The following is a 16,781-nucleotide window of genomic DNA, read 5'->3' as shown; positions in this document are numbered from 1 at the left end:
ACAACGGCGCAGAAATGCGTCGTTGTGCTATGATGCCGTCGAATTAACTTCCAGCGGAGCAAACCCGCTGACCAGTAACGAGAAAAGAGGAGAAAACATGGCAGAAGAATGCTCTCACGAGTGCTCCAGCTGCGGCGTTTCCGGCTGCGGCGACCGCACGGCTGAGGCCGGCCCCAGCACCCTTGAGGCCAATAAGCGCTCCAACATCAAGCACGTTATCGGCGTGGTGTCCGGCAAGGGCGGCGTGGGCAAGTCCCTCGTCACCAGCTTGCTGGCTTCCGAGATGCAGAAGCGCGGCCAGAAGGTGGCCATTCTCGACGCCGACATCACCGGTCCTTCCATCCCGAAGTCTTTCGGCGTGGACAGCCGCCTGACCGCCGACGCCGACGGCATCAATCCCGCTAAGACCGCCAGCGGCATCGAGGTCATGTCCGTGAACCTGATGCTGCCCGAGGGCGACATGCCCGTGGCGTGGCGCGGCCCGGTGGTCACCGGCGCCATCAAGCAGTTCTGGCAGGAAGTAAACTGGGGCGACGTGGACTACATGTTCGTGGACATGCCTCCGGGAACTTCCGACGTGTTCCTGACGGTGTTCCAGTCGCTGCCCGTGGACGGCATCGTCACCGTATCGGCCCCGCAGGAACTGGTGGCCATGATTGTGGGCAAGGCCGTGAACCTGGCCCGTTCCATGGACGTGCCGGTGGTGGGTCTGGTGGAGAACATGGCCTACTTCAAGTGCGACGAGTGCGGCAAGGAGCATCACATCTTCGGTGAGCCCCAGGGTGCCGCCGTGGCCGAGAAGTACCAGATTCCCGCCGTGGCCACGCTGCCCATGGACCCGAACTTCGCCCGCCTGGTGGACGAGGGCAAGGTGGAGGCCTACAACGTGGAGGGTGCCCTTGACGGCATCATCGATCAGGTAATCGCCACCGCCGAGGCTGCGGAGTAACCACGCAAAAGCACCAACCGTATCCAACGGTTCGCACAAGAACGCCCGCATTTCCCTGCGGGCGTTCTTTCATTGACGGGACGCATAAGAAGCTGCGAGAAAAATTTCTCAAAAAAGTTCTTGCGCTGCTGTCCCGTTATGCTAATATAGTCCTCGCACTTTTTCGGGGCCTTAGCTCAGCTGGGAGAGCGCATGGCTGGCAGCCATGAGGTCAGGGGTTCGATCCCCCTAGGCTCCACCAAACTTAATCGAGCGCCTACTTCGGTAGGCGCTCGTTTTTTTGTATGCCTACGGAGGATCGAGCCCCGCGAGGGGAGAGCAGCCCTGGGAGCTGTTCTTATCCGAAGGCGCGCCCCCGCAAGCTTTCCCTGATCCTGCCAGTCATTTTCAGGTTCTTTACAGGAATATGTGGGTCATTGCCCAACTCTGTGGAGTCTCTGTGATTTGCGACACCATGTTAATTAGCCGAGGAATAATAGCCCCCTAACCACAGAATGGTTACAATATCCAGTTAGCGCTCAGGTTCTGGTATGGCCCTACGCCCCGTGGGAGGGACGGCGTGTCACCGGCTGGGCAAGGATGCAGGCGCAAAGGGCGCCTACAGGAAGAAAGGTAGAGGGATTCATGAAATTCACCTCGTTTATGAAGGGCGCTGCGGTGAAGCGCGTGGGCGCTCTCTCGCTCGCGCTTGCGCTGGGTGCCGGCCTGGTGGGCTGCGGTGGCGATGGTGCCGGTAGCGGCGCTGTGGCTGCAACGGTCAATGGCCAGGACATCATGGAGCAGACGGTCACCGATTATGTGGCCGACTTCCGTCAGTCTGCCTCGCTGGAGTCTGACGAGGCCTGGGGCCAGTGGCTCGTGGCCAACAGCTACACGCCCGAGTCCGTGCGCGAAGAGGTCATCGACTACTACGTGAACCAGGATCTGTACGAGCAGGCCGCTGCCGAGTACAACGTGACGGTGGAGCAGGCCGACATCGACGAGGCCCTGGAGCAGACCAAGGCCATGTTCGAGAGCGAAGAGGCCTTCCAGCAGGCTCTTGAGGCCAGCAACATGACCGAGGAGTCCTACGTCGAGACGGTCATCCAGCCCAACCTGCTGCAGACCAAGCTGGCCGAGGCCGTGGCCGCTGCTGATTCCAGCGACGAGAACGGCGATGCCTCTCTGCAGGCTGCCCAGGAGATGGCGGATCAGTGGAACGGCTCCAAGCGCTCCAGCCACATTCTGTTCAGCGCCGACGATGAGGCCAAGGCCCAGGAGGTGCTCGACCAGATCAACGCCGGCGAGATCGACTTCGCCGAGGCTGCCAAGCAGTACTCCACTGACACCGGTTCTGCCGAGAACGGCGGCGATGTGGGTTGGGACGCCCTGAACTCCTTCGTAACGGAGTACCAGGAGGCCCTGAACGGCCTGGAGACCGATCAGGTTTCCACCCTGGTGAAGAGCGATTACGGCTACCACATCATCAAGTGCACCGATACCTTCACGGTGCCCGAGGGCGGCATCACCTCCATCGATCAGCTGCCGGCTGAGTTCCAGGACTACATCACCTACATGGAGCAGAACAACGCCTCCTCGAACTTCACCACGTGGTTCGCTGAGTATCGCGAGAACGCCGAGATCACCATTACCCCGATGCCCGAGGGCCTGCCCTACGACATCGACCTGGCTCCCTACGAGGAGCAGGCTGCTCAGGACGAGGCTGCCGCTACGGACGCCAACGTCGACACCGATGCTACGACCACCGAGGGTGACGCTGCTGCCGAGGGCGACGCTGCCACCACCGAGGGCGAGGCTGCCGAGGGCGATGCTGCCACCGCTGAGGGCGACCAGGCTGCGGCTGAGGGCGACCAGGCCGCTGCCGAGGGTGACGCTGCCCAGGGCGAGCAGGGCGATCAGGCTGCTGCCGAGGGCGACGCCGCCGAGGGCGACCAGGCTGCCACCGAGGGCGACCAGGCCGCTGAGGGCGAGCAGACTCAGGAGTAATCTGAATCTCTCTTATGCACCTGCCAAGGACCCGCGCTCAGCGCGGGTCCTTTTTTGTGCTCTTTACTTTTGCGGAATGACCACCGATAATACTGCTCGATATGCAAGAAGCATGGGAAGATACCATCGGAACCGAAGGCGGCGCTCGCGCGTCGTCCCATGATTCCAATGCCCACTGGCACATTGAGGTAGCTTCCTCGTCGGAGGCTGTCAGTTCCTTTTCGCAGCGCGCCTGGACGCTCGTTGTAGCGGCAGTTCTTCTTGGGCTGCTTGTAATCTCCCTGTTCGGCAATGTCTTCAGCGGCACTTCTTCGATGCCCATCAGCGAAAACGCCACGCCTCTTGCGGCTTCGATAGCCGGTGGCGAAGAGGCTGCGGCGTCGGGGGCCGTTATCGCCGACGATCTCACGCCCATGGCTTCGACGCCGGGAGCGTCCCAGGACGATGGGGCGGCACTGGTCATCGCGGCAGTCATGGCTCTGGCGGGAGCGGGCGCCCTGGCAGTTGGTGCCCGAATGGCGCTGAAGCCTGCCAGGAAAGACGAAGCTGAAGAAGGCCATCGTATTCGCATTTAGCTAGGAAGCTTGGGTATATTGCTTCTGTTCACAAGGGCCGAGGGCCCTTTTTTCATGCTTTCAAAGAGTGATTCTTTCGCTGCGCGAGCGCAAGGGCCCAGCGAAGAGCTCTTGACCCTCCATGGGAGGTGCGTCGGAGAAGAGCTTTGGGTTGGCATATAATGCCTGATCAAGTCACCAGTGAAGCTTTTTTCGTCATGAGTAAAGCCGCGGGGAGGGCATCTCGTCCATAAATCCTCAATAAGCGTTTCATAATGCCTCAAAAAAGTATCGAGGAAAGTCCCGCTCAACCGCTGAAAGTAACGGCAAAGTAACGTCGCCGTTTACTTGCCGTTACCTGGTTGGCACGGTGTCGAAAAGTTCTAAAATTCGTTATTAAGTATCACAATGCCCGAATTGGCTTTTCAGGCTTTTTTGGCTTTGAAGGGCTTGGGGGAAGAGGGGATAAAAATGACCTTCTACCTCCGTTTTTGGGTTGAAACGATAGAAAACGAGGAACCTTGCGAAATTCGGCGAAGCAAAAACGGAGCAATGACATGAACCACTTTGCGCAAGATAACCGCGGGAACAACACAACTGCGTCTTCGAACCCGAAGGCGGCGCCCTTCGACTCCGGTGCCCATTGGCACACGGAAGTCCCGGCGGCCCCCGCACCGGTAAATTCCTTTGCGGCTAAAACCTGGACCAAGGTTTTGTCCGTGTGTCTGTCGCTGCTGCTGGCACTGACCATGTTCGACGCCACGGCGCTGACTTCTTATGCTAGCGAGCTTAGTGACGCGGCGACGCCTATGGCTGACATGCCTGAGTCTGAAAGCGGCGATTCTGCGGGAGAGAAGGGCGATTCCGCCGAGACCTCCTTGTGGACGGCGTCGGCCCAAAGCCAGTCTCTGCCGAAGGAGGCCCTTACGGCCCTGCTGCCTCAGGGCCGTGTCTCGGCTGCTGAGGTGCTTCCTGCGGTAACAACGGCTACGGTGGCTGCGGAGGATCGCGAAGCTATCGTCGATGCCGACATTGCCTCCCGAGTGACTCCGAGTGTGCGAGCTTGGGGCTCGCCCTTTAACGTTGAGACTGGCTTTTTCGTCAAAGGCGCTCCGGTCCACGCCGAATATGATTTGGGAAATCTGGCGGACTCCCTCGAGGGCGGCTATGTGGCCGGTTCACAAAAAGGCGACCGCTTCGCGCTGACTCTCGAGGTGCCGTTCCTCTATGTCAATGATGAGGGCACTCTGGGCAAGACGTTCTCCGAGGAGGAGTGGCGTCTGCGCACTGCTCTGGCCGATGAGGTAGCTGCCGCAAAGAACGGCCAGGGCGTCGCCTCTTACGACGAGGCCCTCTCTCGCGCTCGCGAGGCGGCTAAGGCGAAGGGCGCCACCGAGAAAGCTATGCGTGCGGCTATCTTTGCCGAGAAAGTGCCCGAGGGTTGGTCGCTGTGGCAGGAGCACGATGGCTCTTATGTTCGCATGACCGACGCCGATTTGGCTGCGGGTGTGTCTGGACGCCTGGTCTTTATCTACGAGGCCAACGGAGGCAAGTTGTCCGCCGATGCCACGGCTCCCCGTTTCGATATGGGATTTGTGGGCGATGTTCCGTCTGACGAGACCGTGGCTGTTCATTACGGCTACGAGGCCCATTCGTTTACGGCGCGCGCCAATAAAAAGGGCGAAACTCCTGCTGCAGAGTACGGCGATGTAAAGCGTGCCTCCCTGGGTGCATACGGCCTTGTTAACGACGCTAAGAAGATTCGCGCCGAGCTGTCCGCTGAAGTATATGGCAAGCCGGAAATGGAGATTTCCCAGGACGGGTCCTCCTTGGGATATCTCTCGCTCCTTGCTCGGCTTCAAATGAAGGGAACCGAGGCGCGTGCGTGGGCTGTTGGCGCTGCTTTTGATGCCAATTGGCAGGGTCAGGGCGGTTTGAGTCTTCAGGAGCTTGCTGCCTTTGTCGTCGATGATGAGGGCAATGTCTCGGAGAACAAAAAGAAGAACGGAAAGGCTGATGTTAGCGACGAGTTTCTCGCGGAAGCAAAGTTTGCTGGCGTCCCTGGCGAGGGCGGTCTGATCGCTCTTGATGTTACGGGTCTCTCCGAGGAGCAACTGGCTTCTATCGATCCGTCTAAGGCAGAGACGCTGGAGGAACTGGGCCTGATCCCTCTTTCCTATACGGTTGATGCCGACGGTTTGGTGCGCGTTTCTGCCGATGGCGAAAAAGGCCTTATTGAGGCCGAAGGCAGCCGTCTCATCTATTTCGCGGTGCCCTATGCCGAGTCTGCGCTGGTAGCATCCAAGAATCCCGCGCAATCCGAGTCGATCACGGCTCAGCTTGAGATGCAGGTAGGTGTCACGGAAGGAAAGAACTCCTTTGTTTTGACTCAGCCTGAAAATGTAACGGCGGTGTTCGAACTGACGGAGGCGTCCGAAGAAGTACCCGGCAACGAGGGTGATGTGCCGGCCGAGTCCGACGATCCTCTTGGTGTGCAGCATCCTACCACCGTGACACCAGCGGATGAGGAGGATGAGCCGCAACCTGATACCGACGAAGAGGTTGCTGCCATTGAGGACGAGCCTGCGGAAATCGATCCCGAGAGAAGCCAGGCGCTGGTGGATCGCATGAACGAAGTTGGGAGTGGCCCCATCGTCTTTGGCAACGCCTTGAGCCTCAGCAGCATGCCTCTCTTCTCGCGCGGTGCCGGTATTTCTTTGATGGCCGCTACGGGTAATGAGACCATCCTGGTAGGTGGTCTGCCTGGTGGCTATATCGATCCCAACCTGAAGGTTACCCCCGGCGGTGGCACCGCCATGGGTAACAACACCTACATGATCAAGTCCACCGACTCTCCCTTCCTGGACCTCACCGCCGACGTTGGCTACGACTCCGGCTTCATGGGCCTGCCCGCCACTGGCTATGCCGACGGTGAGCGTGAGGATGCGGCACCGGTGTTCGAACTGCAGATTCCCTACTTCGTTCCTTCCGGCTCCGGCGGCCTGACGGAGGAGTATAGCTACAACGAGTGGACCGCCCAGGGCGGCTTCATCGCCAGCGGTAACGACCGCGGCCCGCGCCTGGCCCTGGTGCTGAACTCCGACTGCTTCAACGGCAAGTGGAAGATCTACGACATGGACCGCTCCGGCTCCACCAAAGGCACCGAGCTCACCGAGAGTCGTTACAAGAGCTGGTACAACTCCGAGGGCATCACCGGCACCTTCCGCCTGAAGTACATGGGCAACGCTGCCAACAAATGGCAGCTCATCAAGGACTTCAACCGTCTTTCGCTGGGCGTTACCTTCATCGGCACTATTCCCGAGAACACGGGCGGCACCATCCGATGGGGCGTTACCTACAAAGCTTATACCGACGCCAACGGTAACGTGACCATCGGCAACATCGACACGGTTATCAGCCCCGGCTCCGCTTCCGACTCTTCCACCCAGCGCAACGCCACCTTCATTAAGACGAACCTGGACTGGAACACCAACATCGAGACCATCAAGAGCCCGGTGCTGTGGGACCGCTACAACTATATGGTCTACAAGATCACCACCCGCAACGTTTCCCCCGAAGAAGACTCACAGGTGGACTACCTGTCCTACTTCTTCAAGTTCCCCTCCGCCGAGCTCACCAACACCGGTATCCGCGACGCTGACTTGGTCACATGGATCGTGGAGAACGCCCGGACCGAGAATGAGAACATCACTAAGAACCCCGACCCCCGCGCCACTGTTTCCGGCAAAGAGTACGTGGGTGTTCCGGGACAGGGCGGTGCCCTCATCTACGACATCACTAACAACCAGAACGTGGTGAACGAGCTGGACTTGGACACTTTCGAGAACGCGGAAGAACTGGGGCTGCACGAGTTGCCCTACACCACCGCCGGCATGAATGGCCAGATCTCCTTTACTGTTCCCGAAGTTGACAAGAAAACCGGCACCATCATCGATCCGGACTCGGATGATCCGCAGCCTGAGTACAATCCGCTCATGGGCGGCTCCATGTACTACGGCCCCTTGAAGACGAAGAAGGACACCACCACCAAGTGCGACCGCAAGGTGTTCCTTTTGGCGCTTCCCTACACCACTAATATGAGCCCCGACGAGTACGTGACGCTGGACACCGAGTCCACTGTCCACTTTGGCGGCCGAGGTGTGGACGACTACATGTGGACAAAGACCTACACCACCACCTCCACTTTTGCCAGCCCTTCGGCCGGTACCTCCATTGAGAAGGTGGCCCTGTCCATCGACAGCGGTGCCGAGGCGGAGAAGTGGACGGCACCGTTGGGTCACTCTGTCACCTATCGCCTTAAGAACCTGCGCATTACTGGCAACCAGCCGCTGTTCGGTACCAGTCTGACCGACGAGTTCGGCGCCCAGATTGAGGACACTCTGCCCGATGGCCTCAACTTGCAGCAGATCTCCATCCGCGTGAACAACTCGGTGGCTTCCAACACGCCGCTCACGCTGGAGAACGGTGATATCATGAATGGCCTGGTGGTGGGCACCGACCCCGATGCTCCCGCTGCTGGCACCAATCCCGATCTCAAGATGGGCAACCTTGCCGACTGGTTCGCCGTTAACCGCACTGGCCACGACGAACGCGGCGTGCTGGAGTTCCAGTACCGCGATCGCCTGGGGCAGCTGAAGTGGTACACCATGGACAACGCGCCGATGACCCGCAGCTACACCACTGGCTCCTCGCCCTACACGGTTTATACCTTCGGTAGCGCTGCCGACGAGTCCCAGAACCTCTCCACGTTGCTGGAGGCTGCTGGTATCGGCGCCATCCCGCACGGCAAAGGCGGCGTGACCGCTGGCACCACGGGTACCTTCACTGGTCAGATTCGCTTCCTCATGAAGACCCGCGTGCCCCAGTATAAGGGCCTTACGGTCATTCCCGTCACCTTCGAGGTAACGGGCGCTCTCATCACGGCGAAGTCTAATGGCGCCGGCGGCCTGTTCACTAACAACGCTCGCGTGAACTTCGGCCAGAAGCAGTGGATCACCTCCTCTTCCGAGGGTGGCCAGTACTACACGCTCATCACGCGCCAGACCAACCTGGACCCTGCCTCCTTCGAGGCCACACCCACCAACCCGCAGATTTCCGGTGGTGCTTTCTCTGGCAACAATGGTGGCGTGAACAACGTGTCCACCTTGAAGGAAACGCTGGTGAATGAGCCCAACGCTGGCTGGCGCTTTCACATCAGCAACGCCTCCCGTGCTCCCATGGAGCCAGCTTACTTGTTAGTAGGTGCCGACCAGACGCCCGCGGGCGCCATTACCGGCACCACCTATCACGGTATGTTCTACGAAGGCGTGCGCGGCGTGCGTCGTGGCTTCGAAGCTGAGAAAGTGACCATTGGCGGCAATATGTTCGACTATGGCACCATCGAGAGCGTGGAGATTAACTACTACTCCAAAAACGCCAATGATATGACCATGCGCACAACGAAATTGAGCGCTGCCCAGCTGAAGGCTTACACCAAGGACGACATGGACGGCGATGGTCTCTTGGACTGCGTGCTGCCTTCGAGTTTGTGGGGCGATCAGTACCTTATGAACGTGAAGGTCAACTTCACTTCGTTCAAGCCCGAGTACACTTATGCTGGCACGTCCACCAAGGCGCGTGGCACCATTGAAATTATTGGTACACCCAACCAGGTGCTGTCCATGCCGCTGGTGGCCCGTTTTCAGACAGACTACGATGAGGCCTCCTACAACAAGTCCGCCCAGATGACCGCCACGCTGAAGAGCGCTTACGTGCCCATTAAGCCGGGACTGGCAGTGCAGTACGGCTGGAATGGCAAGGGCTTGGCGGGCGACGGCAGCTCGGGTGGCCAGGGAGCCTATGGCTCTTACAGCCCCAGTGTTCCCTACCGTTGGGGCGACGGTGAAGGGGAGAAGACCTTCTTTAACTACACCTTTACCAACGATTCGTTCTTCACGGCACGTCGCTTGGACTTGGATCTCCAGATCAACGACAATGCAGCAAGCAGTATGCTGAAGACCACTGATGAAGACGGAACGCCGCTGCAGCGAGGTTTTGTTGGTGAAGAGCTGGTTCTTCCTGGCTTCCAGTGGAATACGTACACTACTTCGGTGGAGCGCGCCATGCCCGAAAAGCAGGGCACTACGTCTACGGGCGCTAAGGTTACCCTGAATAAGCGTGACGCGAACGGCAACATTGCCTTTAATATCGACCTGGACAACGATGGCGTCGCCGATGTGCTTATCGACGCTAACAATGACGGCGTGGTAGACGATCCTGATGATGTGTACCAATTTAGCCCCATTTACGACGAAGTTCAGCATTACGGCTGGCTGCACAAGAATGCGGCCATTTCTTCCCTCGATTTCTTCTCTATCAATATCAGTGGCGAGGCTGCCTTGAAGAATGCTAGTTTGGCGGCTACGGAAGCGGCTGCCAAGCTGATGACCTACGATGCGGTCGAGTTGCAGAATTTCCTGTATCTGGATGATGCGGGATTGGGTGACGGGCCTCAAATCAAGGCGAGCCAGGTTAACGCTTCAACGACGAAGGCGGATCGCCTGATCTCTTCCACGGCTTCTGGCGCGAACACCATTGAAGTGTGGGAACATGTGACCACCGATACCTTCACGTATACGGGCCCTGCTATCGCAGGTGAAAAGGTCAGTTTGGCAACCAATGCCACGTTGGGCACGCGCGCTACTACCGTCCGCGAAACGAAGACCATTCGTCCTGACAACACCACGGACTCTTCCGAGGAGACCAAGGTGGAGTATACGGGCAAGACGGCTACGCTGCGTGTTCCGCTGGACAAGGTGTATGCCTTCAAGAAGGATACGTCCAAGACGGTCAATGTGACGGCGCCCGAGGCAAAGAAGGACGCTGATGGTGCGCTTGTCAAGGACGAACAGGGCAATGTGGTCTACGAAAACAAGACCACCAAATTTGCCGTAACTGAGGCAAGTGTGACGGCTGAAGCTCCCGTAGCCGTTGCTGATACTATTGTCTCGGCCCGTGCTCATTTCGATCGTCTCGACGGCAAGACCACTTACAACAACGCCACTATCACTCCCTCTTGGCCGGTCTTTACCGTTTACGGTCGCGCTGATACCCTGTCCAACACGACGGCTCGCGCTGACGTGTACGCCACGACGGAAGAGTACGGCTCGGATTTGCGCGCTAGCGCCAGCCGCACTATGCCGGTGTACACTGCCGAATCGACCATGAGCGCAAAATCGTTCAAGCCCAAGAGCATTCGAAAGTGGGCTACGGGCGATAGCGCGTCAACCTCTGGCGAGACTGCTTTCGGCAACAGCACGACTGACGCTGACAACAACGAGATCGCCAACTATTCCGATGAGGTAGGCTACCGTTTCTGGTTCAACTCCACCAGCTACGCTCGTATGGACAACGCCTCCCTCACCGTTTCGGTGCGCAGCTTGTCGGACAAGCTGCCGGCTCCTATCGATGATGTGCAGGGTTTCCTTACCAAGGAGGTTACCCTGTCGCGCGCTTTGCTGGATATCGGCTCCACTTATCGCAGCGGCAACAAAACACCCGACAAGGACGACACCGCTCTGACGGGTGTCACCTTCTATTTCCGCGATCCCAACGGCACAAGTTTGCCGCTGTACAACGATGTGCTTTCCAAGCCGGGCAAGATTATCAGCCTCACCACCGAAGAAGTGCAGGCGCTGTTCGCTGCCGCTGGTACGGCTGATAAAGAAGCAGCGCAGATTACGCTCGATCTGGAATCTGATACGAAGTTCTCTGAAGCCCAGGGCTTCTATTTAGAGAAGATCGTGGCGAATTACTCCGAGATCGATCCTGTTAATTGGGATAAGACCATCACGAACCCGGAGAACAAGCAGATCTTCGTAGAGTTGAAGGGTAAGGCTAACTGGTGGTACTACCGTCAAAATAACCGCCACCTGCCTGCCCAGGCAGTGTTCAGCCAGCTGGATCGCACCATCGGCGGAACGGCTCAGAAGTCCGCCGGCACCAGCGCCAACGCCTCTATCTACAGCTACCAGACGGTGAACCCGCCGGCATTGGCCGTGTTCACCTACGGCCAGTACGGCAACTATGCCGACCAGTACATGAACCAGAACTCTCCGGGAGAGTCCGGCAACGTGACCGCTGTGCCCTATGACCGCGACTTCAAGATGTGGGTGAACCTGTTCAACGAGCGTTCCATTTCCACTTTGGACGATATCGATGTGGACGTGAACATCCCGCTGAAGTGGGAGAGCTCCGTGCAGCTTGACGGTTCTACCGAGAGCGGTTGGGTGGGCTTCCACACCACCCAGGTGAAGTTCAAGAAGGCTTGGTTCGACACCTTCTACCACGGCGGCACCATTGGCGCTATCCGCTTTAGCGGTTACGACGATTCCGGCGCCAAGACGCTGAAGACCTGGACGCTCCAACCGAACGCCGACTACCAGGGCGGCTCCGAAGAGGCTACGGCGGCGCATCCGCTGACCGGCTTTGTGGACAGCTGTACCGGGGCTGACCAGACGGCTACCACCTACACCGCCACCATCGACGGCGCGGAGTACATCCTTACCAAGAATGATGACGGCACCTACAGCTATATCGACGCTGACGGCGCCATTCAGCCGCTGCCGGAGGGCGTGGAAGTGATCACCAACACCACCACCGTGCCTGGCTCCCTGACCGCCGACCAGCAGCGCCTCCATGAGGGGCTGGCCCTGAACGCTGACGGTGACTTCATCGTAGGCGAGGAAACCCTGCGGGCCCATGGCATCAACAATCTGGTGAAGGTGGAGCTCATCTCGTGGAAGGACATGCAGGAAGACGCCTCCAGCCTGGGTCGCAACAACCAGAACATTGAGTTTTTGGGCTTCCACGACGTGAACTTCGGCGAGTGGTACACCCACTTTACCGCCAATACGCGCAACTACCTGCTGGGCATCCGCCCTGCCAGCGGCGACGTGCCCGGCACGGTGACCGATGCCGTTTGGAAGACCATCTCCTCCAAGATGTACACGCCGGTGGAGCGCAGCGACAGTTCGCAGGTTTACAGCTCGAAGATGTACTTCGACACCGTGAGCCGTGCTGGCCTCTACGACAACACCACTTATACGAGTATCGCCGACAGCCTGATAAGCGACCAGCACTCCGCCAATCCCACCCAGACTCAGAAAGCCAACAGCGCCGGCAATGCGCTGGCGAACCGCTTTACCAAGTACACAGCGGGTAGTTGGGACGGTCACCACTGGGGCCACTCCGGCGGTTCGGGCGGCGAGTCCAACGCCATGTTGGAGGTGGGCTACAAGAGCCAAGTCTCGCTGCTCTCCGACTTCCGCCAGGTGAACAGCCGCTACGATGTGCGCGCGCCGGAATACTCGGGCTGCATCATCAACGGCGGCACCTTGAACGAACAGTCCGGCCTGAGCTACGTGGGCCCGGAAACTTACAACACCGGCATGACGCTGCACGTCACCCAGCAGCTGCCCTCCACCGTGTTCGACGCCTATTACGTGAAGATCCGCTCGGTGGCCATGAAGTACCTGCAGGGTATCGACGTGGCTTACAAGGACGGCAGCGTGCTGTCGCTTTCCGCTGAAGACCTACAGGCCGCCTACGACGCTACCAACACGGTGGACTCTGCGGCTGCCTCTATGGAGAAGGAAACTTCTACGTATAAGGAGCGTAACAACGCCGGCAAGGGAACCGCCTCCACTAACGACGCGGCTGCGACCGACGCCAGCCTGGCCAACAACCGCTACTTCCGCCTGAACCTGCTAAAGACGGACGCTGACGGCAAACCGGTGGCATCCCTCGGCTCCCCTGCCAACAACTACAACAGCACCCACGATACTGGTGTTACCGATGAGGACGGCTACAAGGATCCGGTTTCCGGCTACGAACTGAAGGACGGTACCACTGTCCAGAACCCGGTTCTCTCCATCACCTATCACCTGAAGGTGAACCAGAACCAGTTCCAGGGCGATCAAAAGAATGCCTTCACCGGTCAGACCACAGTGGACAACCACGGCTATGTGGCCAATGAGCTGACTGGCGCCCCCGCTCTGAACACCCCTGACTACGGTACCTGGTACAACTTGAACGAGACCAACGCCGCCGAGTGGGTCAAGAAGATGGCTTTCGAGGTGAACGGCCGCGTGTACCGCACTATTCAGAACATGTCCATCGCCCAGGGCTCCAGCACTCCGGTGGATTACATCTCCAACCTGAGCAACGATTTCTCCAACATGCGCTCGGCGGAGTTCAACACCATCACCGAGTCCGAAGTGGGCGGCGATTACTCCGGCAACAACCGTCCCGGCCACAAAGCCCTCAAGCGTGCCAACAGCCCCTATATGAAGAAGGGCGCTACTGATGCCAATGTGGAATCCAACGGCGTGCTGAACAACGTGACCGACGGCGCCCGCACAACCTTCATTGCGCCGGGCATCCGGAGTCGCCGCAATGCTCCGGCCGGTCGCACCTACTATCCCGGTTACAGTGCGCTGAGTGCCGCCTCTTATGCGCAAGGCGATCTGAATACTGACTATCGCAGTGCTTGGGCCTATCAGGACTACCATTCCGAACACTGTTACTACTATTACGGGGCCCACCACAACCATGGCGTGAACCACCAGCGACACATGGTATCCCGCACCTTCATTACCGCGAGCGACGACGGCGTGTACACCCGTAAGGGCGTGGACACCGGTTTGGTGCTGGGCAACGACCACAACGACAACGCCACCTTCGGCGGCACTCATAACTTCAACGTGTCTCTGTACCGCGTGAACATGCGTAAGCATTACTGGACGGGCGACGACTATCGTTACCCGGACGACTGGTATGATCGCTATCTTTCTCACGCCGACTCCGTCATCCTCACGGATACCTTGCCGGAGGCCTTTAAGGAAGAGCAGCTGAACTACTACGGGTACCTGGCAAAGGGTCTATCCTTCCAAGTGCCCAATGCTAACGGTACTGCCTATAGCCTGCCCGCAGGCAATGACAGCTTGTATGCCCATCTGAAGAACTATCAAGGTGCCCGCATTACGCTGTTCACTCGCAAGACGCCCAAGTGGTCGGCGGGTACTAAGGTGCAATATCGCAAGATTGTTATTAGCCACGAGGGTATCACCGTTTACGAAAAGAACGCCGCTAACGAATGGGTGGAAAACGAAGCCGCCACGGCTCGTTTTGAGGCCCACACGGTGACCGATGCCGATGGTAAGACGGTTGATATTCCTGCCAAGAACCTCACGTACATGCTGGATAAGAATCAGGGCAAGGGTGACTTGTGGTTCCGCACCTATGCCACGGCAGACGAGGCCAAGGCGGCTGCTGTCGACGTGAGCGCCAGGGGCGATGACGGCAATTTGAACGAGGACGAGGTGGATAAGATCTCGGCCCGTACGGCCGCGCCCGAGGCCATTCAAAACCGCTTCAATACGGCTCCCGGCGGAATCGAAGCTTCCGTGTACCTTGATTTTGCCGCCAACGAGTACCTGGACTACTACGAGATCGAGGCGGGACCCTACTACGGCAGCGGCGATATTACTTCCGAGCACATTGGCCACTATGCCGAGCGCGACAACGTGGTGGATACAAAGGACTTCCAACTTATTGGTAGCCCCTACATCTACAAAAAGCAGGTGAACCCGCTTACTGGTCAGGTGACCGACGTCAAGGACGCCACGAACCGTATGGACGTGTACTTTGCTCATGACTATTCGCCTGTGTCTCCGGGGGTGGCTACCAGTGGCACGGGTTTGGATACCGATGGTAACCGCGGTACTGGCCGCCTGAAGTCTCCTGGCTGGCGCAGCGGTTGGTACGACGGCAATAATGCCGTCACCACAGGCTCCCATCGTTATTGGGATGAAGCCTACTATCTAGGCTTCCTCATTCCCTATGGCTACAAGTACAGCTTGCAGGCGGTTACCACGGACGGCAACGCCAACACCGACATGAAGAACGGTAAGCCCTCGGAGAATAGCTCCATTCTTTACGATTACTATCTGGACGAGAATGGCGACACGCCCGAAGCGGCTAACAACGTGCTCCCGAACACGGCAAAGTTCTATGCCTACTTCCAGAATATTTCCGATGGCGGAAGTGCGCCTACTACCGCTTCCCACATCAGCCGTGTGAAGCTGGAGAATACGCTGGATCCGGGCTTCCGTTTGCAGACCATTTACGTACCGCAGCAGTTTGTGGAAGTGGCTGCCAATACCAATCGCTATGCAAACTGGTTCCGAGGCGAGTCCTTCACCTTCCGGGTGTACGATGCAAAGACCGGCGCGCAAAAAGACATTGTCCTTAATTGGAACGAAATGCTGGTATTGGGCATTTTGAACCAGCCTGCGGAAGGCACGGACGACTACACCATCGATCTGGAGAAGTACCTGCGCCTTTGCGCGCGCAAGGCCCAGATGCTGGCCGACGGCAAGTCGGTCAATGACATTGTGAGCGCGTTCGGTCTTCCTGCTACCCGAGACGAGTATCTGAATATTACGGGTCTGAAGCCCAGCATCACCGACCAGAACGCCCAGCTGGCTGCGTTGAATTCGGCGGATCTGGTAGCCAGGATGCCGCAGCTGCGGACCTATAACGCTACCACGAACAACCAGTGGAATACCGACGGTTCCATTGTGACCACCAACACCATCGACGGTTATCAAGGCGATGCCGCGGTGGATTTCAACTACACCGACAGCTACGTCAGCTACTTCTCCTTTGTCTTCAATTCTCCGAATGCCGAGCGCACGAAGCCTTATACGATGCTTGACTCTGCTGAGTTCCTGGGTCGTATCGTGGACAACGATCATCTGTTGGCGCTCAACCAGAACGCAAATAAGTTCGATGTTCCCGATGTGACCAATAAGACTCTTGAAGAGGCCCTTGAGGAGCTGACCAAGGAGCGTCCCGGCACGAACTTCCCCGATGGCTTCTATAAGATGGAGAACATTCGTATTATCGAGCAGGTAATTGCTGATGGGGAAGAGGGGTCCAACACCGATATCGGAGCAATTGTCTCGCAGAGCCCCCTTGCCAAAGATACGTCTGGTAAGCCTATCCAGTCTATTGCCGGTGCCATGATTACTATTACCGTGCGTGTGGAAGAAAAGGTTGAAGAGGATACCTTCGACATCAAGACGCTGCTGGGCATGACGCAGGCTCAGGCTACGCAGGTGGCCAATGAGGCGGGCTACAGCGTGAAGACTCAGCTTACCAATGACGAGATGCTGGAAGACGGCACGCAGGTGGAAGAGGGCTCCGTCCAGAAGGTGGAGAACGTGACG

Annotated in this window: 4 protein-coding genes and 1 tRNA gene (1 of these 5 only partly in view); all 5 read left to right on the top strand. The window is 58.2% G+C overall.

The features are described from left to right. The first annotated feature begins 97 nt into the window (after positions 1 to 97). A complete protein-coding gene (locus PZH32_RS00525) occupies positions 98 to 949 on the top strand; it encodes an Mrp/NBP35 family ATP-binding protein (RefSeq protein WP_275205680.1) in 852 nt (283 codons plus the stop codon). Between the two features lie 165 nt (positions 950 to 1,114). Then, a tRNA-Ala gene (locus PZH32_RS00520) sits at positions 1,115 to 1,190 on the top strand. A gap of 383 nt (positions 1,191 to 1,573) precedes the next feature. Then, positions 1,574 to 2,935: a peptidylprolyl isomerase gene (locus PZH32_RS00515; RefSeq protein ID WP_275205679.1), complete on the top strand. Its 1,362-nt coding sequence runs from the start codon at positions 1,574 to 1,576 to the stop codon at positions 2,933 to 2,935. Positions 2,936 to 3,036: 101 nt separating this feature from the next. Further along, positions 3,037 to 3,510 carry a hypothetical protein gene (locus PZH32_RS00510; RefSeq protein ID WP_275205678.1) on the top strand — a complete coding sequence of 158 codons (474 nt, stop codon included), beginning with the start codon at positions 3,037 to 3,039 and terminating at the stop codon, positions 3,508 to 3,510. A 536-nt stretch (positions 3,511 to 4,046) separates the two neighbouring features. Continuing rightward, positions 4,047 to 16,781: the start of a PASTA domain-containing protein gene (locus tag PZH32_RS00505; RefSeq protein WP_275205677.1), read on the top strand. 25,812 nt of this gene lie beyond the right edge of the window; the window shows 12,735 of its 38,547 coding nt (coding positions 1-12,735); the start codon lies at positions 4,047 to 4,049; its stop codon lies beyond the right edge, outside the window.

The sequence above is a fragment of the Adlercreutzia equolifaciens genome (assembly GCF_029076695.1).
In the GTDB taxonomy this organism is placed as follows: Bacteria; Actinomycetota; Coriobacteriia; order Coriobacteriales; family Eggerthellaceae; genus Adlercreutzia; species Adlercreutzia equolifaciens_A.
This window is presented reverse-complemented; position numbering and strand designations above follow the sequence as displayed.